21 protein-coding genes, 1 tRNA gene and 1 pseudogene are annotated in these 23,359 nt (G+C 57.6%); 16 read left to right on the plus strand and 7 right to left on the minus strand.

Translation table 11 applies throughout. The features are described 5' to 3' along the window. Nucleotides 1-2: 2 nt before the first annotated feature. Nucleotides 3-1,148 carry a UDP-4-amino-4-deoxy-L-arabinose aminotransferase gene (arnB, locus tag EIEH_RS11290; protein WP_015870767.1) on the minus strand — a complete coding sequence of 382 codons (1,146 nt, stop codon included), beginning with the start codon at nt 1,146-1,148 and terminating at the stop codon, nt 3-5. A 760-nt stretch (nt 1,149-1,908) separates the two neighbouring features. On the opposite strand from arnB, the gene EIEH_RS11295 reads away from it, so the two are divergent. From EIEH_RS11295 to EIEH_RS11310, 4 genes are all read left to right on the plus strand, one after another. After that, nucleotides 1,909-3,153: a phospholipase D-like domain-containing protein gene (locus tag EIEH_RS11295; RefSeq protein ID WP_015870766.1), complete on the plus strand. Its 1,245-nt coding sequence runs from the start codon at nt 1,909-1,911 to the stop codon at nt 3,151-3,153. A gap of 641 nt (nt 3,154-3,794) precedes the next feature. Continuing rightward, the gene (locus EIEH_RS11300; RefSeq protein WP_015870764.1) at nt 3,795-5,090 is read left to right on the plus strand and encodes an MFS transporter; all 1,296 of its coding nucleotides are present in this window, start codon (nt 3,795-3,797) and stop codon (nt 5,088-5,090) included. A gap of 659 nt (nt 5,091-5,749) precedes the next feature. After that, the gene (locus EIEH_RS19295) at nt 5,750-5,902 is read left to right on the plus strand and encodes a hypothetical protein (protein WP_015870763.1); all 153 of its coding nucleotides are present in this window, start codon (nt 5,750-5,752) and stop codon (nt 5,900-5,902) included. Nucleotides 5,903-6,393: 491 nt separating this feature from the next. Further along, complete coding sequence (locus tag EIEH_RS11310) at nt 6,394-7,029, plus strand: LysE family transporter (protein WP_015870761.1); 636 nt, start codon at nt 6,394-6,396, stop codon at nt 7,027-7,029. Between the two features lie 149 nt (nt 7,030-7,178). Here EIEH_RS11310 and EIEH_RS11315 read toward each other — a convergent pair. Then, nucleotides 7,179-7,266: transfer RNA gene (locus tag EIEH_RS11315), tRNA-Ser, on the minus strand. A gap of 316 nt (nt 7,267-7,582) precedes the next feature. Between EIEH_RS11315 and yccA the strand changes: the two genes are divergently transcribed. Beyond that, nucleotides 7,583-8,245: an FtsH protease modulator YccA gene (gene yccA / locus EIEH_RS11320; protein ID WP_015870760.1), complete on the plus strand. Its 663-nt coding sequence runs from the start codon at nt 7,583-7,585 to the stop codon at nt 8,243-8,245. A 124-nt stretch (nt 8,246-8,369) separates the two neighbouring features. Continuing rightward, entirely contained in the window at nt 8,370-8,699 is a 330-nt protein-coding gene (gene tusE / locus EIEH_RS11325; protein WP_015870759.1) for a sulfurtransferase TusE, read from the plus strand. A gap of 26 nt (nt 8,700-8,725) precedes the next feature. On the opposite strand, the gene yccX is transcribed toward tusE, so the two are convergent. Next, nucleotides 8,726-9,004 (minus strand): acylphosphatase, encoded by a 279-nt coding sequence (gene yccX / locus EIEH_RS11330; protein ID WP_015870758.1) that lies wholly within the window; start codon nt 9,002-9,004, stop codon nt 8,726-8,728. Nucleotides 9,005-9,163: 159 nt separating this feature from the next. Here yccX and rlmI point away from each other — a divergent pair, with 159 nt between their 5' ends. Then, on the plus strand, nt 9,164-10,384 hold the full coding sequence (gene rlmI / locus EIEH_RS11335; protein ID WP_035609609.1) for a 23S rRNA (cytosine(1962)-C(5))-methyltransferase RlmI: 1,221 nt from the start codon (nt 9,164-9,166) through the stop codon (nt 10,382-10,384). An 86-nt stretch (nt 10,385-10,470) separates the two neighbouring features. Beyond that, nucleotides 10,471-10,791 carry a heat shock protein HspQ gene (gene hspQ, locus EIEH_RS11340; protein ID WP_015870756.1) on the plus strand — a complete coding sequence of 107 codons (321 nt, stop codon included), beginning with the start codon at nt 10,471-10,473 and terminating at the stop codon, nt 10,789-10,791. 36 nt (nt 10,792-10,827) lie between these two features. Here the strand turns inward: hspQ and EIEH_RS11345 are convergent, their stop codons facing one another. Further along, nucleotides 10,828-11,247 carry a CoA-binding protein gene (locus EIEH_RS11345; RefSeq protein ID WP_015870755.1) on the minus strand — a complete coding sequence of 140 codons (420 nt, stop codon included), beginning with the start codon at nt 11,245-11,247 and terminating at the stop codon, nt 10,828-10,830. 192 nt (nt 11,248-11,439) lie between these two features. On the opposite strand from EIEH_RS11345, the gene EIEH_RS11350 reads away from it, so the two are divergent. Then, a complete protein-coding gene (locus EIEH_RS11350) occupies nt 11,440-11,925 on the plus strand; it encodes a YccT family protein (protein ID WP_015870754.1) in 486 nt (161 codons plus the stop codon). Nucleotides 11,926-12,120: 195 nt separating this feature from the next. Next, on the plus strand, nt 12,121-12,579 hold the full coding sequence (locus tag EIEH_RS11355) for a methylglyoxal synthase (RefSeq protein WP_015870753.1): 459 nt from the start codon (nt 12,121-12,123) through the stop codon (nt 12,577-12,579). A 49-nt stretch (nt 12,580-12,628) separates the two neighbouring features. Here EIEH_RS11355 and helD read toward each other — a convergent pair whose 3' ends face one another. Beyond that, nucleotides 12,629-14,683, minus strand: a complete 2,055-nt coding sequence (gene helD, locus EIEH_RS11360) for a DNA helicase IV (RefSeq protein WP_015870752.1) — start codon at nt 14,681-14,683, stop codon at nt 12,629-12,631. Between the two features lie 219 nt (nt 14,684-14,902). Here helD and EIEH_RS11365 point away from each other — a divergent pair, with 219 nt between their 5' ends. Both EIEH_RS11365 and yccS read left to right on the plus strand, forming a co-directional pair. Then, complete coding sequence (locus tag EIEH_RS11365) at nt 14,903-15,349, plus strand: YccF domain-containing protein (protein WP_015870751.1); 447 nt, start codon at nt 14,903-14,905, stop codon at nt 15,347-15,349. Between the two features lie 11 nt (nt 15,350-15,360). Further along, nucleotides 15,361-17,502 carry a YccS family putative transporter gene (yccS, locus tag EIEH_RS11370; protein WP_015870750.1) on the plus strand — a complete coding sequence of 714 codons (2,142 nt, stop codon included), beginning with the start codon at nt 15,361-15,363 and terminating at the stop codon, nt 17,500-17,502. A gap of 26 nt (nt 17,503-17,528) precedes the next feature. On the opposite strand, the gene EIEH_RS11375 is transcribed toward yccS, so the two are convergent. Continuing rightward, entirely contained in the window at nt 17,529-18,152 is a 624-nt protein-coding gene (locus EIEH_RS11375) for a TfoX/Sxy family protein (RefSeq protein WP_015870749.1), read from the minus strand. Nucleotides 18,153-18,367: 215 nt separating this feature from the next. On the opposite strand from EIEH_RS11375, the gene sulA reads away from it, so the two are divergent. From sulA to EIEH_RS11390, 3 genes and pseudogenes are all read left to right on the plus strand, one after another. Next, nucleotides 18,368-18,874, plus strand: a complete 507-nt coding sequence (sulA, locus tag EIEH_RS11380) for an SOS-induced cell division inhibitor SulA (RefSeq protein WP_226092394.1) — start codon at nt 18,368-18,370, stop codon at nt 18,872-18,874. Between the two features lie 364 nt (nt 18,875-19,238). Then, on the plus strand, nt 19,239-20,300 hold the full coding sequence (gene ompA / locus EIEH_RS11385; protein ID WP_015870747.1) for a porin OmpA: 1,062 nt from the start codon (nt 19,239-19,241) through the stop codon (nt 20,298-20,300). 127 nt (nt 20,301-20,427) lie between these two features. Further along, nucleotides 20,428-20,625 (plus strand): annotated as a pseudogene (locus EIEH_RS11390) (IS4 family transposase); the annotation flags it as partial. A 296-nt stretch (nt 20,626-20,921) separates the two neighbouring features. On the opposite strand, the gene matP reads toward EIEH_RS11390, so the two are convergent. Beyond that, nucleotides 20,922-21,380 carry a macrodomain Ter protein MatP gene (matP, locus tag EIEH_RS11395; protein WP_015870745.1) on the minus strand — a complete coding sequence of 153 codons (459 nt, stop codon included), beginning with the start codon at nt 21,378-21,380 and terminating at the stop codon, nt 20,922-20,924. Between the two features lie 204 nt (nt 21,381-21,584). Between matP and EIEH_RS11400 the strand changes: the two genes are divergently transcribed. Next, the gene (locus EIEH_RS11400; protein ID WP_172468381.1) at nt 21,585-23,333 is read left to right on the plus strand and encodes an AAA family ATPase; all 1,749 of its coding nucleotides are present in this window, start codon (nt 21,585-21,587) and stop codon (nt 23,331-23,333) included. Nucleotides 23,334-23,359 lie beyond the last annotated feature (26 nt).

The raw sequence follows: 23,359 nt of genomic DNA on the forward strand, positions 1-23,359 counted from the left end.
CGTTACTGCTCAATAATCTCTTTCAACGCGGCGATCACCCGATCGACGTCTGCCTCGGTCATATCCGGAAACAGCGGCAGAGAGCAGATTCGCTGTGAGTTCCACTCCGTCTGCGCCAGCCGCAGCTGTGGGTAGCTCTCGCGGTAATATTTTTGCGTATGGGCGGCACGGAAGTGCAACCCGCTGCCGATATTGCGCTCTTTGAGCGCCTGCATCAGCCGATCGCGATCCACGCCGCTGCGGGCCTCATCACAGCGGATGATAAACAGGTGCCAGGCATGCTGATGTGGCCACTCCGGTGTGTTCAGCGGGGAGAACGGCAGCTGATGCTGCGCCAGCTGTTGCAGATAATAGGCCGCCAGCCGGGCGCGTCGGGCATTGAGCTCAGGCAGCTTTGCCAGCTGTACCCGGGCAATCGCCGCATTGATATCGGCCAGGTTGTACTTGTATCCCGGCGTTACCACCTCCGCCTGCGGCGCCCGGCCATGAGTCTGGCGATCGTAGGCATCGACGCCCAGACCGTGAAACTTAAGGCTGCGCACCTGCTGCGCCAGGCGATCATCATCGGTCACCACCATGCCACCCTCGGCACAGGTGACATTTTTAATCGCATGAAACGAAAAAATAGCGGTGCCGCGCTGACCGATAGGCTCACCGCGATAGGCGGTGCCAATGGCGTGGGCCGCATCTTCGATCAGGGCGATACCCTGCCGCTGCGCCAGCGCGCGGATCGGGTCAAGATCGACGGGGGCACCGGCAAAATGAACCGGAATAATCGCCTTGGTGCGGGGGGTTATCGCATCGGCAATCGCCTCTGGTGTCACCATCAGCGTATCGCGCCCGACATCGATCATCACGGGGGTCGCCCCCAGCAGCGTGATGATATTCAGGGTGGAAACCCAGGTCATTGAGGGGGTGATTACCTCATCCCCCGGCCCAATGCCCAGAGCCATCAGGGTAACGTGCATTCCCGCCGTCGCTGAGCACACGGCGATAGCATGACGGGCGCCGGTGGCCTGACAGAACTCTTGCTCCAACGCCTGATTTTGCGGACCGGTCGTAATCCAGCCGGAGCGCAGTACTTCACTGACAGCAGCAATCTCCTCATCGCCGATAGCCGGCTTGGAGAATGGCAAAAAGTCCTTCATTAACACGTTCCCATATCAGTAATAGAAATGAAAAATGTGATCCATATCGAAATTACAACAATCCATGGCGCTATTTCCCTCGCAGGACGATAAGCCAAGATTTTTCAGCATAGCGTACTTTTCTTAAACCAAGATTAAGAAAAAAGTTATCACCAGCACCAACCTAAACATTCCTGAAACCGAACCACAATCCCTATTACCATGCGCTCATAGCTGCTTTCTCCCAGCCAGTCGATAGGCGCATCCTGCCGTCACCGGCAGTATATGTGAATAAAAAAGGGATTATTATATTAATTTCAGCCCGACCTCACTGCCATTCTCCCGATTCAGCACCAATATGCAAAAAATATTCTCCAATCAGTGAACTGACCTGTAATATTTTTACTTGCACATCATCCAAGGTCTACAACAGGTTATTTTACCAGCAAATTTATCTCTACGATAAAGATGCATACGCAATTATTAACATGGCATGCATAAGTCAATGTCTCTATTCGTTACCTGTGGGATAATAACATATTACCACCTCATATCGCTCAGCCCCGAAAGTATTATTAAGGTATTACTTCTGCCACCATCATGTTGCTATCCTATAACCGATACCCCATAGCCGACACTGGCAGATACCGGATAATGTGCGCGCGCTAAAGGATAATGCCTCCCGGCGACAACCATTTATATGACATAACGCAGGGTACAACTGATTATTTTATTTAATATATAACATAAAGAGAGTGGCCACGACAGCGAGGGCTCAGTAATGAAGCGATTTGCCATTGCGGGATTGATCGCCACTGCCGCCTTTACGGCAGAAGCTCATCAGGCGCGGACGGCAGACTTTGAGCTTATGCAGACCATTCCACAGAATACCGAGGCACTCTTTCAGCAAACCGACATCCACGCCACGGCCACCGTCTGGCTGCGCATGATACAGCAGGCCAGGCACACGCTGGATATCGGTACTTTTTATATTGCCAATCAATCGGGTGAAGCCATGGAGCCTATCCTTAACGCCATCAGGGATGCCGCCCGACGCGGCGTCAGGGTCCGGATCCTGACCGATGATATGGCGCTCAGCGGCAGCAGCGATCCCCGGCAGCTGTTCGCCGACACCCCCCAGATTGTCATCCGCAAAATCAGCTATCGCAGGATCTGCGGTGGCGTAATGCATGCTAAATATATGATCGTGGATGCTGAGAACATTGCACTCAACAGCGCCAACTGGAGCTGGATCTCCCTGAGCCAAATTCACAATATTGGTGTTAGGATCCGTAATCGGTCACTGGCAATGACCCTGCTAAGCGTATTTGATCTGGACTGGACGCTGGCTGGGAATATACATAACACCGTCAACCATGCCTTGACAAATAATACCGATAAACGCCACTGGGTTACCGCCCTGCGCCCTGCCCAGGTTCGCTATGGTAAGGAAACGCTATTAATTCACCCAGCCTTTAGCCCTGTCGATATGCGTCCTCAGGGAACCGATAGCGAAATATCGCAGATGCTGGCAGCCATTAACAGTGCCAATCATATTATTCGTATGCAGGTCATGACATTTTGCGGATTCAAAAAATATGGTGCCGTTGGTTATTGGGGAGAGTTGTATGACGCTATCGTCAACGCCACCCAGCGGGGGGTACAGGTAAAGATTATTGTCGCAGACTGGAATAATACCGCACCGGCCATCGATTTTATGAAGGCACTCCAGCTGATACCCAATCTAGAGGTAAAAATCAGCAGCATTCCCCCACTTCCGTCACGCTATATACCCTATTCCCGGGTTGAGCACGAAAAATATTTCGTCGTCGATGATGACCTCAGCTGGATCACCACCAGCAACTGGGAGTGGGGATATTTTTATAACACCCGTAATATCGCACTGCTTATCAACGGGCAGCAACCGGCCAGGGTCCTCACAGCACTGTTTGAGGCCGACTGGCGCGGCCCCTATACCCAGACGCTGGAGATCGATAAAACCTATCGCGCGCCACTGCATAGCTAAGACGGTTCCCTACTGCGGATCACGGCGTATGACCTCCATGCGCAGCGTCGGGAGTCGGGCCAAAACGCATTGGCCATGACGGATGTGCCGATAAAACCCCCATGTCCATCCAGCCAGATTACCCGCACAATACAGGTGACGCCCGCAGACCCGCAGCGTTTTCAGCACGGCTGCGGTATGTTGTCTTCCCGTATCGTCATCATGGTATATAACGGTAGCCAAAAATAATTTCCGGGAATATTCGTCGGCCATATCGTCTCATTGCCGTTCTGCACTGCGGGGAGGCAAACGGCGTCCTATCTATCAACTGCATTTTAAATTAAACACGATAGATAGATAAAAACCTTTTTCGCCATTTGTATTATATATATACTGCAGTTGCCTCCATCGATAAATGACAGGGGTCACACATATATAAATAGAAACAATTTAGTTAAGTTATATACAAAATGGCGCTGTTTTCCTGACTGTTTATGCCCCGCGCCGCTAGACGGTCGGCACCGTAGCATGACAAAATATACGTCGATCCTACCCATTCCCCTCGAATTGCGGCATGTATCACCAGGCAGCGTGGTCTCATTTTAGATCAGGCTTTTTTATGACGTTTTTTACGCCACCCTGTTCATATTGGTGTCTTAATAATGAATAATATAGATAAAATCTATAAACAATTACGCTGGCAAATTATCATCACGACATTCCTGACATATACCGTGATGTATATTTCCCGCAAAGCGTTTGCCGCCGCCGCGCCACTGCTGATGCAGGATATTGGCATGACCGCGGTACAATTCGGTACCGCCTCATCGATTTATTATATTTTATATGGGATTTCGAAATTCAGTTCCGGGCTATTGGCAGACAGAATCAATCCCCGTCTTTTTCTGGCACCGGTGCTGCTGATCGTCGCCGTAATCAACGTCGGCATCGGTATGTCCAACAACGTTACCGTGCTGCTATCGCTCTACTGCCTGACCGCCATTGCCCAGGGCTGTGGCTTCCCCCCCATCGCCAAGGCTATCAGCCAGTGGTACTCTAAATCGGAGCGCGGCGGCTGGTATTCACTGTGGAATACCTCCCACAACGTTGGCGGAGCACTGGCTCCGCTCATCGCCTCCGGCGTTATTGAATATACCGGAAACTGGCGCTATGCCTTCTATGTTCCGGCCGCCATTACCGCCGTCCAGGCGATTATTTCCGCTATATTTATGCGCGCCAAGCCGGAAAAATATGGTCTGCCCAACGTGGGCGAATGGAAGAAAGACACCAAGCAGCTGGCCATCAATCAACGCTCTGAAGGCGGGCTTACCATGTGGGCCATGTTTACCCGCTACATCGTCAATAACCCGATTATCTGGATGGCCATCGGTGGGGATCTGTGCATTTATGTCATCCGCACCGTTACCAATGACTGGGTCAGTGTCTACTTCGTCAAAGAGCTGGGCTGGGATCTGGTAAAATCCAACTCGCTGGTCGCCTGGTTTGAAGTTGGCGGGATCCTCGGGGGACTGACCTCCGGCATCATTTCGGATCGGCTGTTTAACGCCGATCGCTGGAAAACCATCCTGATCTATACCTTCGTCCTGATCGCCGGTATGGTCGGCGTCGCGCTGACGATCCACGTCCACTATTACCTGGTCGCCATCTGCTTCTTTATCATCGGCGCGGGGATCTATGCCCCCCAAATGCTGTTTGCGCTGGGGATCATCGAGGCCTCCCACGCCGACGGCGCCGGGGCGGCAACCGGCCTGAAAGGCGGTGTGACCTACATTGGTGCCGCAATGGCCGGGGCGCCCATCGCCCTCATTGAACGGGCCTACTCATGGAACGGTGTTTTCGTTCTTATGGCTGCCATTGCCGTCCTGCTGGTACTGCTGACCATTGGCATCATTGGGGTAGATAAACGCTATAACAGTAAAAAGGCCGCGACCCGGTAACGCGGTGCAATCCTTACCCTGTCAACGCAAAAGCCAGCGCCTCCGCTGGCTTTTGACATTCCCCTGCTCCGCCGGTTGCAACGCTCTGGCCCTGAAACGCGGCTGACACCGGCCGTGGCTAGCGCGCTGAACGCCACAAAATCGTTACAGTTACACCGCTGAGACCGTCGGCATAGCGATATGGCGCATATCCGCCCGCCCGTTTTTTGCCGTCGGCCCGGTACGGGGGATATTTGGCAGCGCGTAACCCCCGTAACGGCCGTGCGCCTCGGCGCATGAAACCGCGCTACCCCGCTGCCACAAAACGAGATGCCAAACTGCACCACGACGTCGCGGACAAGCCAAATTGAATGGGAGGAGCCGTCCCACAAGATCCTGCTGAATGGCCATATTAAGGTGAATTTATGCGATGAGCCACACACATTCCCCGTCGGATCATCAGACACCGGCAAAAATCAGGATCAATTTATTCCGGCGTGTAAGGTGATACGGATTGCCGCCAATACCACACAGGCGGAGCGCGAACGCGGCGTCCCGGCGCTGAGCCGACCTCGCTGGAAAACAACCTCTACTATCTGCTCACCCAGGCCTTACGCAGCTACCAATCCTGCTACCAACCGCGCCAACGCGCCTGCGGGCTACGCACCAGCGAGGCCCGTATGCTGCTGGTTCTGGACAGCCCCCGAGAGCTGTCAATGGAGCAACTGTTGAGTGAGGTCGCGATGCCCCTCCGGGAGATCGGGGAAGCAAAAGATGCATTGCGCCGGAAAGGATGGGTTGCCCCGGTTGGTGGCTATTACCGCCTGACCTGAGAGGGAAAGGCACAGGCGGCGATGTTACGCGACATCGCCAGCCATCAACAGCAACAGGTAGTTGCTGGTTTCAGCGTCGAAGAAATCGCGCTATTACAAAAGATACTGCGCGCGATCCCACGCGCTTGCCAAACGCTGAGCCCCGTCATGGAGTAATCCCCAAAGCGCGTTCATCCCCCGGTGCTGAACGCGCTTTTTCTCCCCCCGCTTTCTCTGCACCCAACCGGCATACGCGGCCTCCCCCCCCCGCACTGCTGCGCAGAGGGAGGAACGACAGCGTGGGCATCATGAATAAAAAGGGTCTGCTGACGCCGCGATGGCCGGGGCGTCGCCCGCCCTGTAGCGGCTCCTCCCCCTCCGCCTTATCGCCCGCGGACGCACCTTGAGGGCGCCCTCCCGCCGTCAATTCCGTAATACCCAGCCACGGGTCGCGATATCCCGACCATATTTTGCTATAAATAAGACTACGTTAACTCATGAGCGCGTGGTCTATGGAACCGTTGCATGCCGTCATTCTTACCATCAGCCTGTTCGTCCTGACCTTCTTCAATCCCGGTGCGAATCTCTTTGTGGTGGTGCAAACCAGCCTGGCCTCCGGGCGGCGGGCCGGAATGATGACCGGTCTGGGGGTCGCGCTCGGCGATGCGTTTTACTCCGGACTCGGGCTGTTTGGTATGGCAACGCTGATCACCCAATGCGAGGCGCTCTTCGCGCTCATCAAGATCGGCGGTGGCGCCTATCTACTCTGGTTCGCCTGGAAGAGCGTGCGCGCCCAGGCCGCGCTGCCCATACTCAGCGTGCGGCCCTCCGTCAGCGAACCCTGGCACATTTTCTTCCGCCGCGGGCTGCTGACCGATCTGTCAAACCCGCAGACGGTGCTGTTCTTCATCAGTATCTTTTCGGTAACCCTCAGCGCCGACACACCGCTTTGGGCCAGATTGGCGGCCTGGGGCGGGATCGTGATCGCGTCCATCGTCTGGCGCCTGTTCCTGAGCCAGGCCTTCTCTCTCCCTGCGGTACGCCGCCTCTACGGACGGATACAGCGCGTCGCCAGCCGGGCGATCGGCGCAATTATCGGACTGTTTGCGCTCAGGCTGATCTATGAAGGGGTCAGTCAGCACGACTGAGCCGCGCATCACGGGCGCACAGCGGCCCCGGCCATACACATTCACGGAGGGAATATCAGCGAGCCGATTGAAGCGACAGAAAGGTGTTGGGACTTGAAGCGGCAAAAATGAAAAAGCCCCAAGTCAATTAATGACTTGGGGCTGAAATTTGGCGGAGGAGTAGAGATTCGAACTCTAGGAGCTGTTACACTCGACGGTTTTCAAGACCGCTGCCTTAAACCACTCAGCCACTCCTCCGCGACGGGGAAGACTATATCCAGTGCCACCCCGCTTGTAAAGGCCATCCCGGTGCAAGTGCTGTCAAAACCGGCAACATACGTGCCGCCTGATCGCTTTCTGCGCGGCGCGGGATAAAAAGAGCGCAGTGCGCTGCCGCGACGATAGTAACAGTGCGTAAAGATGGGTAAACCGTCTTTCTGCTTTTTATTCCAATAATTATATTTTAGTCTGGGTTGAGGGATACCATGCGCAGAGGGCAGGAAAACAACGTCTTGCCGCCGTCGCGCGGTCTTCATCTCATCCGATACCAATAACACAACGAGAGAATCTTCGTATGGATCGTATTGTCGTCTCCTCTACCTCTGCACGCAGTTCACTGCTGAGTACGCATAAAGTCCTGCGCAATACCTATTTTCTGCTGGCACTGACCCTGGCTTTCTCCGCCTTCACCGCCACTGTCAGTACGGTCCTGATGCTGCCGGCACCGGGCCTGCTGCTGATGCTGGTCGGTTTTTATGGCCTGATGTTTCTGACCTACCGCCTGGCCGATCGCCCGGCCGGTCTGCTGGCCGTATTCGCCCTGACCGGCTTTATGGGCTATACCCTTGGCCCGATCCTCAGCAGCTTTATCGCCAGCGGCGCAGGCGATCTGATCATGCTGGCGCTGGGCGGCACCGCCCTGGTCTTCTTCTGCTGCTCCGCCTATGTGCTGACCACCCGTAAGGACATGTCTTTCCTCTCCGGCATGATGATGGCCGGTTTTGTGGTACTGCTGCTGGCCGTGGTCGCAAACCTGTTCCTGCAGCTGCCGGCGCTCTCTTTAGCCATCAGCGCGCTGTTTATCCTGTTCTCTACCGGCGCTATCCTGTGGGAGACCAGCAATATCATTCACGGCGGAGAAACCAACTACATCCGCGCCACCGTCGGGCTGTACGTCTCGCTGTATAACCTGTTCATCAGCCTGCTCAGCCTGCTGGGATTCGCCCGCGGCAACTGAGTCATGCCCAACGCATCCCTCTCTGCGCCCCGCTCCCGCGGGGCGTTTTTCTGGGCGCCGTTTGGCGCCCGCCGGGCCTTGGGGTACACTGAGCGGCGTTGTTTGCCTGTTAGGATAAGTTACCATGTTAGAGTTTGACGGCCGTTGCATTGAAACCGACGCCCAGGGATATCTGCTCAATAGCCAGGAGTGGAACGAGGCGCTGGCCGGGATCCTGGCGCAGCAGGAGGGGATCACCCTGAGCGAAGCGCACTGGGAGGTCGTACGCTTCGTGCGTGAGTTTTACCAAACCTTCAATACCTCACCGGCGATCCGTATGCTGGTGAAGGCCATGACGCAAAAATACGGCGAGGAGAAGGGAAACAGCCGCTATCTGTACCGCCTGTTCCCCAAGGGACCGGCGAAGCAGGCCACCAAAATAGCCGGGCTGCCCAGACCGGTAAAGTGCATTTAATCCTCCCGGCGCCGCCGTCGGCGGCCTCAATAGCGGATCTCAAAACGCTGAAAATGCTGCAGGGGACGCGGCTCCGTGTCGACCCGATCGACCCGGGCATAGCGGGGACCGCCGGCTGACAGCCAGCGCAGCAGCTGCGCCACCGCCTGAGACTCGCCCTCGGCCAGCACCTCAACCCGGCCATCGTCCAGGTTGAGGGCATAGCCGGTCAGCCCCAGCCCCATCGCCTGACACCGGGTGCCATAGCGGAATCCAACCCCCTGCACCCGACCGCTGACATAGGCTGCCACACACGCTATTCCCATTGCATATCCCCCGGGTCAAATCGTTTCCCACTATCATAGCGTATCCGCACGGCAGGGATCGTCGGTGCGATGTCCCGCGGCGGGACATAGCCTAGTGCCTCCGCCCACATTCAGCTATGATAGCCGCCCGCCGCATCCATAACAGAATATTGAAGGTGAATCTTGGCCCGTTTAATCCTCGCCAAAGGACGCGAAAAGTCCTTACTCCGCCGCCACCCCTGGATTTTTTCCGGCGCCGTGGCGCGCATCGAAGGCAATGCCGCCAGCGGTGAAACGCTGGACGTCTGTGACCATCAGGGCAAGTGGCTGGCCCGCGCCGCCTACTCTCCCCAGTCTCAGATCCGGGCCCGTGTCTGGAGCTTTGATCGGGATGAGAGCATCGATCGGGCCTTTTTCGAACGTCGTCTACAGCAGGCTCAGCGCTGGCGCGACTGGCTGGCCGGGCGCGATGATCTGACCGGCTACCGCCTGATCGCCGGGGAGTCCGATGGCATGCCGGGGATCACCATCGATCGCTTTCAGGATACGCTGGTGCTGCAGCTGCTCTCCGCCGGCGCCGAATACCAGCGCGCTGCGCTGTTAGACGCCCTGCACGCCCTCTACCCACAGTGCGCAGTCTACGATCGATCCGATGTGGCCGTACGTAAAAAAGAGGGGCTGCCCCTCGTGCAAGGCCCGGTATCCGGCGCCCTGCCGCCCGATCTGCTGCCTATCCGTGAGCACGGTATGCAGATCCTGGTCGATATCAAGGGCGGCCACAAGACCGGCTTCTATCTTGATCAGCGTGACAGCCGTCTGGCGGCCCGTCGCTTTGCCCGCGATGCGCGCGTGCTGAACTGTTTCTCCTATACCGGTGCCTTTGCCGTCTCGACCCTGATGGGCGGCTGTGCCCACGTCACCAGCGTAGACACCTCGCAGGCGGCGCTGGATATCGCCCGCCAGAACGTAGAGCTTAACGGGCTGGATCTGGCGCGCGCCGACTTCCTGCGCGACGATGTTTTCCAGCTGCTGCGCCGCTACCGTGACGAAGGAACAACCTTTGACCTGATCGTCATGGATCCGCCCAAGTTTGTTGAAAACAAAAATCAGCTCGCCGGCGCCTGCCGTGGCTATAAAGATATCAACATGCTGGCCCTGCAGCTGCTGCGTCCCGGCGGCATCTTGCTGACCTTCTCCTGCTCAGGACTGATGCCGACCGATCTGTTCCAGAAAATTTTGGCCGACGCCGCCGTCGACGCCGGACGTGATATACAATTTATAGAACAGTACCGTCAGGCCGCCGATCACCCGGTGATTGCCAGCTACCCGGAGGGATTGTACCTGAAAGGATTTGCCTGCCGGGTCATGGGCGATCTTGGCACAAGGGGGCAATTAGGCTAGCGTAGACTTGAAACCGGCATTTTCACCCGCATATTAAACGGGGTCTTCCCCGATAAAGTAGACGCTGCGGTTGCAAAGGAGGTCATATGATTACCAGCAAATTCGGTATTGGGCAGCAGGTTCGCCACAAACTGTTAGGCTCGCTGGGCGTGGTGATAGATATTGACCCCGAATACGCCCTGGATGACGCCCCGGATGACGATGATCTCGGCTCCAACGAGGCTTTGCGTCACGCCCCCTGGTATCACGTGGTGATGGAGGATGAGCAGGGCCAGCCGGTACATACCTATCTGGCGGAGGCCCAGCTCGATGGCGAGAGCAGCGACTCACATCCGGAGCAGCCATCGATGGACGATCTGGCGGAGTCTATTCGGACCCAGCTGCTGGCGCCACGTCTGCGCAACTGAGCCTGCCGCCCCCGCCTGGGCGGGGGCCGTTTTCCCTTACGCCCCGCGCATTATCCCCAGCCGCGGAATTTCGATTTTCGGACAGCGGTCCATCACCACCTGCATCCCCGCTGCCTGGGCCAGCGCCTGCGCCTGTGGGCTTATCACCCCCAGCTGCAGCCACAGCACGCCGACGCCCACGGCGATCGCCTCCCGGGCAACCGCAACGGCGGCCTCGGCGTTGCGAAAGACATCGACCATATCGATGGGATCAGCAATATCCGCCAGCGCAGCATACACTGTCTGCCCCTGCAGTGTCTGCCCGGCCAGCTTTGGACTGACCGGCGTTACCCGATACCCCTGCGCCAGCAGGTACGCCATCACCCGGTAGCTGGCCCGCTCAGGCCTGTCGCTGGCACCAACCAAGGCAATGTGATGCACTCGGCGTAAAATCAGCTTAATCATTTCATCTTCCATTGCAGACTCCCCCGGGAAAAAATGATGTTCCCAGCTTAGATCGCCCACGAGCAGCGGGAAAGGTTTTTTGACGAAGCGCGGTGAAGCCCCTTATAATGTAAAAAGATGTTACCGGGAAATATTTTGATACACCTCGTCGGTCATTGGATCCGTTGGCATCGCGCCTTTCGCCTGAGTAAATTTGAGGACCCCATGCGATCACGTGTTTTACTGGCTCTAAGCTGCGGCGGGCTGCTCTTTTGTCACGCCCTGTCAGCCACCACGCTGAAATTTGGCAGCGATGTCGAACTGTTGGCCATCGACGGACAGCCGTTGCCCGCGGCGTTGTTCAAAAGCGCCAACAGCCTGGAGCTGAACGCCGGTATCCACCAGATGCTGTTTCGGGTCGCCAAGCCGCTGACGGCAGATGGGAAGCCCCATTACTCGGCTCCGCTGATCGCTGTCTTTGATACCCGGGATGCCACCTCCGTGACCATCAAGCTGCCACGCATCGGAGACGATCGGGATATCCGCCAGCTGGAGCAAACGCTGAACTTTAAGCTGCTCAACCACCGTGGGATCCCGCTGGAGTACCGCGCGGACGTCCTCGGCGCGCCGCCCGCCGGCGACTATCGCCAGCAGTTGCGGCGCTATAACCACAGTGCCGCCGCCGCCGCCCTCCCCGCACTCACCCGTTGAGCCAACGTGCACCACTGCGCCACTTTATTGTGCCTTTCTTGCGCCGCATCGCGGCGCCCCGGATGATATCCTGATAGGGTATCGCGCGTATTCCTCCGCAGCTTACGCCCTGCGTCGGCGTACCTGTGCCGCCGCTCCAAACGCCGCGCCGCGGGACACCGCCAATGAGATGACTTTCTGATAAAGGCCAACAGCATGGAAATGACCACCCGAACTCTCCCCAGCCGTAAACGCATCGCCCTGGTAGCACACGATCACCGCAAGCAGGCGCTGCTGGAGTGGGTCAGCAGCAACAAGCCGCAGCTCAGTGAACACCAGCTCTACGCGACCGGGACCACCGGAAACCTGATCCACAGCGCCACCGGGATCCCGGTCCACTGCATGCTGAGCGGCCCCATGGGCGGGGATCAGCAGGTCGGCGCACTGATCGCCGAAGGCAAAATCGACATGCTGGTGTTCTTTTGGGATCCGCTCAACGCCGTACCGCACGATCCGGATGTGAAGGCGCTGCTGCGCCTGGCGACCGTCTGGAATATTCCGGTCGCCAACAACCGTGCCACGGCGGATTTCCTGATAAGTTCGCCGATGTTTGCCACTGAAATGCGCATCGCCATTCCTGACTATCAGCGCTATCTCAACGAACGCCTGATCTGATACAGCGTGCAGAGCGGGCCGTCAGGCACCACCCCTGCCTCTGCGGAGATTACGCCTTACGTCGCGCGATAGCGCCCAGGCGCTGCAGCGCGGCCACAAAGCGTGAGGGGCGCAGCGGATCCTGTAGCAACCATACCCGATGGCGGGCGCGGGTCAGCGCCACATACAGCAGCCGCCGCTCTTCGGCATCGGGGAACGCCTCCGCCACGGGCAGCAGTACCTCCTCGATCACGCTGGGCGCCTCCGGTGCAGGGAAACCATCTCGCCCCTCATGTAGCCCCAGCACGATCACATAGTCCGCCTGGCACCCCTTGCTGCCGTGCAGGGTCATAAAGCGGAGATCCAGCCCCGGCCAGCGCGTCGCGGCACGATCCAACAGCGCTGGCCGCAGGTGATGATAGCGCGCCAGCAGCAGAATGGACTCATCAGCCCGCACATAGCCGCTCAGCTTGTCGAGCAGCGCTTCCAGCTGGCCCTGCGGCAGCAGGGTGACCGACTGCCGATCGCCATCGCGCAGGGCATTGAGCGTCTTCTTCGCCTGGTGTGGATTCTGCTGTACAAACCCATTGGCGATCTCGCCGATACGGCGGTTAAAGCGGTAAGAGGTATCCAGCCGACAGCACTCTCCCTCACCAAAATAGTGGTGAAAGGCGGTTGTCAGCGTTAGCTGGGCACCACTGAAACGATAGATAGCCTGCCAGTCATCTCCGACGGCAAACAGTGCGCTGTGGCTGTTCTGATTGCGCAGCGCGGCCAGAAGTCGTGCCCGCGGCGGCGAGATATCCTGAAACTCGTCCACCAGAATATGTCGCCACGGGCTGATGAAACGCCCCTGTTCCAGCTGCGCCTGTGCCTGTTGGAGCAGCGCCGGAAAATCCAGCGCGCCCTCCTGCTTCAGCGCCGCCTTCCATGCCTTGAGCAGTGGTGTCAGCAGGCGCAGGCGCTGTTGAAACGGCGCCCGCAGCCCCTCCGACGCCTGTTCAACCATCGCCGCCTGACTGCCGCCGTGCTCGCGCAGCAGTCCGACCCAGTACGCCAGTCGGGGCGCCAGACGCGCCTGCAACGCAGCATCCTGCCAAAAGTCCTCCCGCTCCGGAATATCGTCGAACAGCAGCGCCAACCATTGGCGCCACCCTTTGGCCTGGCTTTTTTTCTCTGCACATTGACGCTGCCACTCGGCGAGCAGAAAGGCATCGCGCGCCTGACGATCGCTCGCCAGGCGTGAAATAGCCACCGGTCTGCGAGCCGTCTGATTAACGATATACAGCGCCAGCCCATGAAAGGTTCTGGCCTGAACCTCTGCGCATCCTGGCGTCTGCCGCAGGCGCTGCGTCATCTCCTGCGCCGCACGGCGGCCAAAGGCCAGCGGCAATATCTGCCCGGCATCAACCTGCCCGCCCTGCAGCAGCCAGGCGCAGCGCGCCAGCAGGACGCTGGTCTTACCGCTGCCGGCGCCGGCCAGCACCAGCACATTCTGTTCGCCGTTGACCACCGCCAGCGCCTGGCTGTCATTGAGCGGCGACGGCATGACATCGGCAAAAAAATCCGCCCGCTCGCTCAGCACCCGTTGACTCCAGCGGCGGTTATGCTGCTGGCGGTGCTGTTCCCCCTCATCGCGCCACGTCAAACAGTCGTGGTACAGCGGGGCGCACGCAGGAAACGCCTCCAGACGCTGCACCGGCAGCGGCAGCGCCTGCAGCGTACGGGTGATCTCCTGTGCCAGGGACGCCAGATCCGCGCGCGTCAGCCAGCCATCGCGCTGCGCCAGCAACTGCAGCGCCTGGCACTGGGTCTGCAGCACCCCGGCGCTGATCTGCGCCATCTCCCCGCTCCATGCCCACCAGCTATGCATCAGGTGCTGATGAAACAGCTGTGTCTCCTGCCAGTCTGTACCATGCAGGCGGACGACCCGCTGATCCGGCAGCTCAAACTCCAGCTCACCCCATACCAGCCCCCGCTTGCAGCGCAGCGCCATCAGTTGGTTAAACGGGATCAGGTACTGGTGCCGCTCTCCGCTGACCTCAATACCGGCGTTCAACAGGCGTACCCGGTTATACGGATGCTGCGCCAGACGCTGCCCCAGTTTGGTGGCTCTAAGTTCCATGCCGTTTTCCACCTGCGTTGATTCCATCATACCGACCAGTTTACCCATGAATCGACGGCGCCTCTAGGCACGCTCCCACAATTGTATCCGGTGCCGTGGCAGGCGAGGGGCGTCAGCGCACCCTGTCACCGGAGCAACGCGGTCAAAACGCAATGCGCCGCCGGAAAAACAGGGTAAAATGAATATAATTATAGCCAGTATCATAATGAGTTAACCTTAATGAGAACCGTACTGAATATCCTGAATTTTGTGCTGGGCGGTTTTATTACCACCCTGGGCTGGCTGCTGGCTACCATCGTCAGCGCCCTGCTCATCGTCACCCTGCCGCTCACCCGCTCCTGCTGGGAAATCACCAAACTCTCATTTATTCCCTATGGCAATGAGGCCGTGCACGTCGACGAACTTTACCCGGAGCGCAAAAACGGTCTGCTGAGCGCAGGGGGAACGCTGCTGAACGTGATCTGGCTGATTCTGTTTGGCTGGTGGCTGTGCCTGAGCCATGTCGCGGCCGGTATTTTGCAGTGTGTGACCCTTATCGGCATTCCGGTCGGGATTGCCAACTTTAAGATCGCCGCCATCGCCCTGTGGCCGGTCGGGCGCCGCATCGTTCCGATTGAGGTCGCGCAGGAAATGCGCCAGGTCAACGCACGCCGCCGCTTTCAGTGAGCCCGCACGCCATGTCCGTTTTTATCACCTTTGCACCCAGCCTGCGCCGCTACGCCTATAACAGCGCTCTATTATATAACCTGCGTATATTGATTGCCCTGGCGGGCGTCGCGGGGGTTCCCTGGCTGCTGCAGCAACCGCAGCTGACCATTCCCCTGACGCTGGGTGTGGCTGCCGCCGCGCTGACGGATCTCGACGATCGGCTGGTGGGTCGCCTGCGCAACCTGCTGATCACCCTGGTCTGCTTTTTTATCGCCTCCGCCTCCATTGAGCTGCTGTTTCCCTATCCCTGGCTGTTTGCCGGCGGCCTAATGCTGTCAACGGTAGGATTTATTTTGCTGGGCGCGCTGGGGCAGCGCTACGCAACCATCGCCTTCGGCGCGCTGCTGATCGCCATCTATACCATGCTGGGAGCATCCATGTACCAGTTTTGGTATCAACAGCCGCTGCTGCTGCTGCTGGGTGCCGTCTGGTATTACCTGCTGACGCTGATCGTCCATCTGCTCTTTCCCATCCGCCCGGTACAAGAGGGGCTCGCGCGCAGCTACAGCCAGCTGGCCATCTATCTGGATGCCAAATCCAACCTGTTTGACCCGGATCAGGAGGAAGAACTGAACCAGCCGCTGATCGACGTGGCGATGGCCAACAGCAATCTGGTCACCACCCTCAATCAGACCAAGCTGACGCTGCTGACGCGCCTGCGCGGCGATCGCGGTCAGAGCAGCACCCGCCGGATGATGCACTACTACTTTGTGGCGCAGGATATCCATGAGCACGCCAGCTCCTCACACTTTCAGTACCAGCAGCTGAGCGACATGTTCCGCTACAGTGATGTGCTGTTCCGCTTTCAGCGCCTGTTGATGCTGCAGGCCCACGCCTGCGCACAGCTCTCCCAAAGCCTGATTCTGATGCAGCATTACCAGCACGATCCCCGCTTCGAGCGGGCATTCTGCCATCTGGAGTCCACGCTGGAGCGCATCGCCACCCGCCATGGCCGCCAGCATACATTGGTCAATTCGCTGTTCAATCTGCTGATTAACCTGCGCGCCATCGATATCCAGCTGGCCAATATCGAGTCGGAGCAAACCCTGGAAGAGACCCGCGAAGAGGAAAACACCCTCGCCGAGGATCGCATTACCGGCTGGCATGACGTGCTGCAGCGTATCCGCCGTCAGCTGACGCCCCAATCCGCGCTGTTCCGTCACGCGGTGCGCATGGCGCTGGTACTGGTGGTCGGCTATGCCTTTATTCAGTTCACCGGCCTGCAGCACGGCTACTGGATCCTGCTTACCAGCCTCTTCGTCTGCCAGCCAAACTACCATGCCACCAAACGCCGCCTGTGGCTGCGGATCGTCGGCACGCTGGCCGGCATTCTGATCGGTCTGCCGGTGCTCTATTTTGTGCCATCTCTGGAGGGACAGCTGCTGCTGATCGTGATCAGCGGCGTGCTGTTTTTCGCCTTTCGCAACGTGCAGTACGCCCACGCCACCATGTTTATCACGCTCTTGGTACTGCTGTGCTTTAATCTGTTGGGCGAAGGGTTTACGGTCGCGGGGCCGCGCGTATTCGATACCCTACTGGGCTGCGCCATCGCCTGGGCTGCCGTGACATTCATCTGGCCTGACTGGCACTTCCGTCAGATCCCGGCGGTGATCGCCCGCACCCTGAACGCAGATTGCCGCTATCTGGATGCCATTTTGGTACAGTATCACCAGGGTAAGTCCAATGCGCTGGCGTACCGTATCGCCCGCCGCGATGCTCACAACTGCGACGCTGAGCTGGCTTCCGTCGTCTCCAATATGTCGCTGGAGCCGCGCCATTCGGCGCAGTCCCAAGAGGCAGCCTTTCGCCTGCTCTGCCTCAATCACACCCTGCTAAGCTACATCTCCGCGCTGGGCGCTCACCGCCAGCATCTGGACGAGCCTGTCATTCTGACACTGCTCAATGATACCGTCTGCTATATGGATAACGCGCTCAACTATCAGGATGACGAGGTCATTCGTCGCCCTCATCAGTCCATAGAGCAACTGCAGCAGCGTCTGCTGACGGTCAATCTCCCCAGCGACAGCGCCGGGCAGCTGGTGCTGCAGCAGATCAGCCTGATGCTGGATCTGTTGCCCGAGCTGACCCGCCTGAAGGCCTCGTTGGCCTAAACACTGAGCGCGCACCGCACCGACGACTACTTTTTGTAGCGCCAGCGGTGTGCGTTCCCCTGCAGCCACTGGCGCAGCGCCTCGCTCACCGGACGCGGCAGCACCGCGCTATGACATCCCTGCACCGCCGCCTCCAGATCGAACAGCACCCGGTCGCCCACCTGGTGATTCGCCTCTTTTAACTGGCTGAAGGCCTGGGTTGCCCCGACGCGCTTCAAATCGGCCAGCGAGCGGATACCGATCCGATACAGACGTCGCTCCATATTGATCGAGATATTGGGACGGGTATGCAGCCGCCGCATCGCCGCCAGACGGATGTCGTTGTCGCTGCGCGCCTGCTGTAGCGAACGTTGCAACAGGATGGCCAGTCGCTGAGGCTGCTGCCATATGGCCTCCTCTACCCGGTAATAGCCCAAGCGCACAGGAAAACCGCGCTTCGTATAGATAAACGGCTGCATTCCGCAATCCTCACAGTGGCGCCCCTGCGCATCGCGGGCCCGTAGATAGAGCTCCCCCTCCGCAATCAGGGCAAACATCACCCCGTCACACCATACGCCCTGGCCACCAAACTGAGATCGCAACAAAACCCGCCCCAGCGCGGCAAACAGGGACTCCGCCACCCGATGCTTTTCACCCTGTAGTCCTTTCATGCATATCTCCTTAACAATCATTGTAATCAATGACCTGTTACCAGATCGCTACGGATAACCATTAGCAACATAACCAATTCAACCGGAACACCCAATACACAATAGAGCGGCATAATGCCTTACATCCGATAAATGCGAAGCGCATTCAAAAAAACAGGTTGATCTTCGGACAGCGTAGAATTACTGTATAAGCATACAGTATACGGAACGAGAACATGACTATGCGTACATCCCCGTTGCATCCTGCTACAGACAACGCCGTCTTCAGCCGTCCCGCTTGCCAGAGCGTGCCCTCGGTACCGCAAAGCGGTTTTGTCAGTGAGCTGGGGTATGGCGCCCAACAGCCGCTGCTGTCGCTGCTGTTGCCCCCGTTACTGCGCCAGCTGGGCGAGCAGTCCCGCTGGCAACTGTGGATCACCACTCAGCACAAACCCAGCAAGCGCTGGCTCTCAGCCTGCGGCGTTCCGGTTCATAAAATGATGCAGCTGAGACGTGCAGAGGCGGGAGAGGCGATCTATGCGATGGAACAGGCACTGCATAGCGGAAACTACAGCGTGGTACTCGGATGGCTGCCGCCGCTGACAGCCGCCGAACGGCTGCGGCTCAACCGCGCGGCGCAGGCTGGTAACAGCATTGGGCTATTGATGCAGCCTCAAGAAGGTAAAATGGTCGCGGCAACACAGACCCAGGCCGTAAATCACGGGTCTGTGCGTTACCATTAAATCACTTTAGGATAAATCCAATGCGGGCGCGTTTATAATATAAAAATAGGTTATTCATCGTGGGAAATCCCTGCCGGTTAGCAGGTTAGACTGGCCGAAAGCGATTTTAGGCGAGTACAAAAAGCAACCACACGTTTACCAAAATACAGCCGATACTATTTTTTTTTGGTGAGCATAATCACATCGTACTTGTAAGTTTCTCATCTCGTTGTAGACTTGCTATCGCCGCGGCTGTCCGAGATATCTATAATTGTTACCTGGCTAACAGCGTAATAAACCGAGCGGCAGCCGTATAAAAGGTATTAAACCAAGAGCCATAGTTATAGATGGCTCATTGCCTATTTGGATGATAACGAGGCGCAAAATGAAAAAAACAGCGATCGCATTAGCAGTGGCACTGGCAGGTTTCGCTACCGTAGCTCAGGCAGCTCCGAAAGATGATACCTGGTACGTCGGTGGTAAACTGGGCTGGTCCCACTTTATCAGCAACAGCTTTGAAGATATGGGTACGACCAAGTCCCATCCGAATCAGCTGGGCGCCGGTGCTTTCTTCGGCTACCAAGCCAACCCGTACCTGGGCTTCGAAATGGGCTACGACTGGCTGGGCCGCATGAGCTACACCGGTGACGTGAATGCCAAGTTCAAGTCACAGGGCGTACAGCTGGCTGCCAAACTGAGCTACCCGCTGATGGACAATCTGGACGTATATACCCGTCTGGGCGGCATGGTATGGCGTTCTGATATCCACGGCGCAGCAAACGGCGGCGAGTATACCTCAAGCCACGATACCGGTGTTTCTCCGCTGGCCGCTATCGGCGTTGAATACGCGCTGAACAAAGACTGGGCGACCCGTCTGGACTATCAGTATGTCAACAAGGTTGGTACCAGCAGCGAAACCGGCGCGCGTCCGGACAACACCATGCTGAGCCTGGGCGTTGTGTACCGCTTTGGCCAGAATGAAGTGGCTGCTCCGGCGCCGATCCCGGCGCCGGCTCCGGCTCCTGCCCCGATCGTTGAAACCAAGCGTTTCACCCTGAAGTCTGACGTTCTGTTCAACTTCAACAAGTTCACCCTGAAGGCCGAAGGCCGTCAGGCGCTGGATCAGCTGTACAGCCAGCTGAGCAGCATGGATCCGAAAGAGGGCTCCGTAGTCGTTCTGGGCTACACCGACCGCATCGGCTCCGATCAGTACAACCTGAAGCTGTCTAAGCAGCGTGCTCAGACCGTGGTTGACTACCTGGTATCTAAAGGCATCCCGGCAAACAAGATCGCTGCCCGTGGTATGGGTAAAGCCGATCCGGTTACCGGTTCTACCTGTGACAACGTGAAACCGCGTGCTTCCCTGATCAACTGCCTGGCACCGGATCGTCGCGTTGTTATCGAAGTTAAAGGCACCAAAGAGGAAGTCTCTCAGCCGCAGGCTTAAGTTCTTCCCCTACATAAAAAACCCCGCCTATTGCTGAGGAATCCCCAGCAATAGGCGGGTAAAAAAAGACAGGCATAGCGTTTTGTGATCTACTGATTTGTGCAACCAATTCAATGAGATCACCTCTATGCCTGCTCGTCATATATGTCAGAATTTTTTCCGTGATGTGTTAGCACATTTTCATAAATACCGACAAAATGCCTTGCTGGATACTACCGTTGCACTCATTAGCGGTGCGTCACTGACGTTGACCAGCATCGGGCGCCATTTACCCGGATCGGCTCAGGTCAAAAATAAAATCAAACGTGTTGATCGCCTGCTGGGTAAGTACGACATCGATAAAAACAGAGGAGCGGCCAACCTAATAGTGCCGCGGCGCTTTTTTATTTCTTCATTTCTCCCGCGCAGCGCCGGACGATGACGCTGTGTCCCTAAACGGCCGCTTAACAGGAATTAAATGCAGCGGTCGGAAATCTTGGCTAAACGCAGATTATTCTTTTTTATTTGATCAGATATGCAATTTCTACTTTTTAGGCATCGATGAAGGAAAAATAAAACACCGATATCAGAAAAAATTACTCTATATAATATTCAGGATAACCTCAACGCGGGCAATAGGCATTAATCCCGTTCATTGTGTAAAAATGCCTGCAGATCCTGTTTTAGCGAGCTCATCTGACTGGCATACAGCTCTTTGCGCTCCGCATCCTCGATAAGCTGAACAATGGTGTCGGAAAGGGTAATGTCCCGCCGTTGCGCCAACACCGCCAAACGCTGCCAGACCAAAAACTCAAGATCGATGGACTTCTTACGGGTGTGCTGGTTTTCAGCGTTAAAATGGCGCTTACGCCGGGCGCGGATCGTCTGCTTCATGCGATTGCCCAGCGCCGGAGCCATATGCTCGCGGATCCAGGGCAACACCTTTACCGGCTCATGCTCCAAACGCAACAGCTGCTCGACCGCCTGCTGAGCCTGGCTGAGCTCCTGATAGCGGGTGATCGGCTCCCCTTCGCGGTGTTTTTTTACCAGATATTTCCACTTCCAGCCACACTCCAGATTTTCAAGCTGTTGATATTTCATATCTGCCTCCCTGTGACACGGTAACTTATCCCTAAGGATAACAATTTTTAGCACTTTTGCCGTCTAAAAATCTGCGCAAAGAGCAAAAAAACGTCACTTAACGACGCAGGCCACAATCCATCCGCTCATCAGGCGGAGTTTCCTGTGCAGTCAGGCGGATTCTTGTATAATTGTTTTTTTCCGACTAACGATGATTTGACAACGTTGAGCAACTACCGACTTGAGTGGCAATCGCTACTGCCCGATACAACTCCCTATACCTCTGTGTTCAGCAGTGCTGCCGCGCTGTCGGCGATCACCTTTGCCGAATATCAGCCGCGTCTGGAGAACAGCCTGGCATACTTTTGCCATGCCCATGCCCCCAGCCCGTTTATGCTGGTCAAGGCAGAGACCGACTTCGAACACCTGACGATCCTGCAGCGTGCCGTAGAGGCCCTGCTCCCCGCGGGCGATCTTTATGGCAGCCGGTATCACATCACGCCTGAGCAGATCAGCGTCACCCCCGCAGAGAGGCCAGGGGACAATCTGGCGGCAACGCAGCGGGTGGCGTGCGCCGAATGGTTTGAGAGTGAGCAGCTGCTGGGCACTGTGCGCCTGGGTAAGAGTGGACTCCTGCTGCAGCCGGGCTTGGTACACCAGGCCAACGGCGGGGTGCTGATCCTCTCCCTGCGTACCCTGCTGACGCAGCCGCTGCTGTGGATGCGGCTGAAACAATGCGTCACCACCGGACGTTTCCAGTGGTTTGCGCCGGATGAGAGCCGCCCGCTGCCACAGTCGATCCCCGATATGCCGCTACAGCTGAAGATCCTGCTGGTCAGCGACCGGGAAGGGCTGGCTGACTTTCAGGAGATGGAGCCGGAGCTGTATGAAAGCGCCCTGTATGGCGAGTTTGAGGTCGACATGCCGCTGGTGGACAGCGACGATATGCAGCGCTGGTGTGCGCTGGTATCGACGTTGGCAGCCAAACAGCAGCTGCCGGCCATTACCCCGGATGCCTGGCCGTCGCTGGTCCGCTGCGCCGTACGCTACAGCGGCGATCAGAATCTGCTGCCGCTTAATCCGGTGGTGCTGGGACGCATGTTGCGCGAAGCCGCGCTGTATGCCGATCCGCATCTCAACGCCGATGCGCTGCGGCAGGCGCAGGAGGCCCGTCTCTGGCGTGAAAGCTATCTGTCGGAGCGCATGCACGACGAAATCGAGGTCGGTCAGCTGCTGATCGATACCGAAGGGGCCGCGATCGGCCAAATCAACGGCCTGTCCGTGCTGGAATACCCGGGGCATCCCCTGCTCTTCGGCGAACCCTCGCGCATCAGCTGCGTGGTCTATCAGGGCGACGGTGAGTTCACCGACGTCGAGCGCAAGGCCGAACTGGGCGGCAATCTGCACGCCAAGGGAATGATGATCATGCAGGCCTTCCTGATCTCCGAGCTGGAGCTGGATCAGCAGCTGCCCTTCTCCGCGTCGCTGGTGTTCGAACAGTCCTACGGCGAAGTCGACGGCGACAGCGCCTCGCTGGCCGAACTCTGCGCCCTGATCAGCGCCCTGGCCATGGTACCGATCAACCAGCAGATCGCGGTCACCGGCTCCGTCGATCAGTTCGGGCACGTCCAGCCCATCGGCGGCGTTAACGAGAAGATCGAAGGCTTTTTTGAGGCCTGCCAGCGCCGGGAGCTGACCGGTAAACAGGGGGTTATCATCCCCACAACCAACGTACGCCACCTGTGCCTGCGCGATGAGGTCATTGAGGCCGTCAAGGCCGGGACATTCCATCTCTGGGCGGTAGAAAACGCCGAAGACGCGCTGCCGCTGCTGACCGGCATCGCCTATCTCAGCGAAAATAGCCCCAGCCTGCTGGGGACTATTCAGGCGCGTATCGCCGCCGCCAGCCCGCTGCTGGACCGGCGTATGCTGCCCTGGCCGATGCGCTGGTTAAACTGGTTTACCCGTGGCTGATCGGACTTGTTCAGCGTACACCTGTT

This window comes from Edwardsiella ictaluri ATCC 33202 (genome assembly GCF_000264785.1).
Lineage (GTDB): Bacteria > Pseudomonadota > Gammaproteobacteria > Enterobacterales > Enterobacteriaceae > Edwardsiella > Edwardsiella ictaluri.